Source organism: Streptomyces sp. YS-3 (assembly GCF_045257485.1).
Lineage (GTDB): Bacteria > Actinomycetota > Actinomycetes > Streptomycetales > Streptomycetaceae > Streptomyces.
The window spans coordinates 1-2,982 of record NZ_JBJHPC010000737.1 but is presented as its reverse complement, the minus strand read 5'-3'; the positions used below and the strand labels follow the sequence as shown (position 1 = coordinate 2,982).

The 2,982-nt window shown below is 74.0% G+C and carries 2 protein-coding genes; both read left to right on the top strand.

Annotated features, from left to right (window positions below; all coding sequences use genetic code 11):
- Positions 1–102: 102 nt before the first annotated feature.
- Entirely contained in the window at positions 103–1,962 is a 1,860-nt protein-coding gene (gene asnB / locus ACJA3G_RS34075; RefSeq protein ID WP_406556900.1) for an asparagine synthase (glutamine-hydrolyzing), read from the top strand.
- 1 nt (position 1,963) lies between these two features.
- Positions 1,964–2,982: carboxylesterase family protein (locus ACJA3G_RS34070; protein WP_406556899.1), on the top strand; the 1,019-nt coding region annotated here is incomplete at its 3' end.

Here is a 2,982-nt window from a genome sequence, read left to right as displayed (position 1 = left end):
ACCCCAGCACCCCGCTCTTCCCCTGGCACACCCGGACCGTCGCCGAGGTCGTCGACCACCGCCGGTACTACACCTACGCCTGACGAGAGGGGGGTCTGAGACATGTGCGGTATAGCGGGCTGGGTCGGTTACGGCCACGACGTCAGGCAGCACGAGGACGGCGTCCGGGCCATGACCGCCACCATGGTGTGCCGGGGACCGGACGCGGGCGGGGTGTGGGCCGGACGGCACGCCGCCCTCGGCCACCGGCGCCTCGCCGTCATCGACATCGAGGGCGGCCGGCAGCCGATGGCCGCCGGGTTCGGCGTCACCCCCGAGGCCGTCGTCACCTACAGCGGCGAGGTCTACAACTACCGCGAGCTGCGCGCCGAGTTGAGCGCCCGCGGCCACCGGTTCCGCACCGAGAGCGACACCGAGGTGGTGCTCCAGGCGTATCTGGAGTGGGGCGAGGCGTTCGTCGAGCGGCTCAACGGGATGTTCGCCTTCGCGCTGTGGGACACCCGTACCGAGGAACTGCTCCTGGTGCGCGACCGGATGGGCGTCAAACCGCTGCTGTACTACCCCACCGACGACGGGGTGCTCTTCGGCTCCGAACCCAAGGCGATCCTCGCCCATCCGCTGGCCGAGCCGGTCGTCGACGCCGAGGGCCTGCGCGAGGTGTTCGCGCTGACCATGACGCCCGAGAACGCGGTGTTCCGGGGCATGTACGAGGTACGGCCCGGCAGCATGGTCCGCCTCTCGCGGCGCGGACTGCGCAAGATCCGCTACTGGCAGCTCCAGTCGCGCCCGCACACCGACGACCTCGACACCACCGTCGGCACGGTCCGCGAGATCCTCGACGACACCGTGCGCCGCCAGCTCGTCTCGGACGTACCGCTGTGCTCGCTGCTCTCCGGCGGCCTCGACTCCAGCGCGGTCACCGCGCTCGCCGCCCGGGCGCTCGCCGAGGAGGACGGCGGCCGTATCCGCACCTTCTCCGTCGACTTCACCGGCCACGCCGAGCGCTTCGAGGCCAACGCGGTGTGGGAGGCGCCGGACGCGCCGTTCGTGAAGGAGGCCGTCGCCCACATCGGCACCGACCACGAGGACATCGTCCTGGACAACGCGCAACTGCTCACCCCCGAGGTGCGCGGCGCGGTCCTGCGCGCCCTCGACCTGCCGACCGTCACCGGCGACATGGAGTACTCGCTCTACCTGCTCTTCCAGGCGGTACGGGCCCGCTCCACGGTCGCCCTGTCGGGCGAGTCGGCCGACGAACTCTTCGGCGGCTACAGCCACTTCCACGACCCCGAGGCGGTCTCCTCGGCCACCTTCCCCTGGCATCTGCCCTTCCGGCGGGCCGGCGGCCAGGACGCCCTGCGCACCACGGGCCTGTGGGACCGGCTCGACCTCGGCGCCTACATCGACCAGCGCTACAAGGAGTCGATCGCGGACGTCCCGGCCCTGCCCGGCGAGAGCCCGCAGGAGGCCCGGATGCGCGAGATCAGCCATCTGCACCTGACCCGGTTCGTGAACTTCCTGCTCGACCGCAAGGACCGCATCAGCATGGCGGTGGGCCTGGAGGTCCGGGTCCCGTTCTGCGACCACCGCCTCGTCGAGTACGTCTTCAACACCCCCTGGGCGATGAAGACGTTCGACGGCCGCGAGAAGAGCCTGCTGCGGGCCGCGACCCGGGACGTGCTGCCGCGCTCGATCGTGGAGCGCAAGAAGAGCCCGTACCCCTCCACCCAGGACGTCCGCTACGAGCTCGCCCTGCGCGACCGCGTCACCGCCCTCGCCTCCGGCGACTCGCCCGTCCTCGACCTGGTCGACCCCAAGGGGCTGCGGCGCCTGCTGGAGCGCCCGGTGGGCTCCTACGCGATCGGCGGCCCCTACAGCGGGCGCGCGGTCATGGAGCGGCTGGTCGACCTGGACGCCTGGATCCGCGACCTCGGCGTCCGGTTCGTGCCCGAGGCGGGCTGAGGTGGCCCCCTCCGCGCCAGGCCGCCGGACGGTGCTCGCGGCCACGGCCGCCGCCGCCGTGGCGGGCGCGGCGCCGGCCGCCGCCCGCCCGGCGGCCGGGGCGAGACCCTCCGGCCCGGCGGTGGTCCGCACCACCGCCGGGCCGGTGGCCGGGGCGCGCGAGGGCGGGGCGCTGGTGTTCAGGGGCGTACCGTACGCCCGGCCCCCGCTGGGGGAGCTCAGATTCGCCTCGCCCCGGCCGCCGCTGCCCTGGCGCGGGGTGCGCGACGCGACCCGGTTCGCCCCGCCCTTCCTCCAGACCGTCGACCCCGCCGGCAGCGAGGACGGGCTGTACGCCAACGTCTGGACGCCCGGTCCGCGCGGACGGCGCCCGGTCCTCGTCTACATCCACGGCGGCGGCTGGCAGGTCGGCGCGGGCAGCCTGCCCACGTACGACGGAACCCGCCTCGCGGTCCGCGGCGACCTGGTCGTCATCACCTTCAACTACCGGATGGGCGCCTTCGGTTTCGGCTACCACGAGGAGCTGACCGACGACCTCACCGGCGACTGCGCCAACTGGGGCCTCCAGGACCAGGCCGCGCTGCTGCGCTGGGTACGGGAGAACGCCGAGGCGTTCGGCGGCGACCCGGACAACATCACCCTCGCCGGCACCTCGGCGGGCGGCGCCTCCGCCTGGCAGCTCGCGCTGCGCCCCGAACTGCGCGGGCTGATCCGCCGGATCGTCCCCATCAGCGCCTGCCACGTCTGGGCCCCCGCCACCTCACTGACCGTCCCGGACGCGCGCCGCGTGTACGAGGAGGTGGCCGCCCGGCTGGGCACGACCGTACGGGGGCTGCGCGCCGCGCCCGCCGCGGCGGTCCAGGACGCCTGGTTCGCGGTGTTCTCCGGAGCGCCGGGCGGGCGGGTGGTGGGCAGCGGGCGCGAGTACCGGGGGCCGGTCGTCGACGGGCGGTGGATGCGCGCCTTCGACCACGAGCTCGCCACGCCCGCGGTGCCCGTCCTGTCCGTCCACACCCGCAC

Excerpts from the sequence above, each read along its gene's own strand:
- asnB (WP_406556900.1), top strand. The coding sequence starts at position 103 with ATGTGCGGTATAGCGGGCTGGGTCGGTTACGGCCACGACGTCAGGCAG.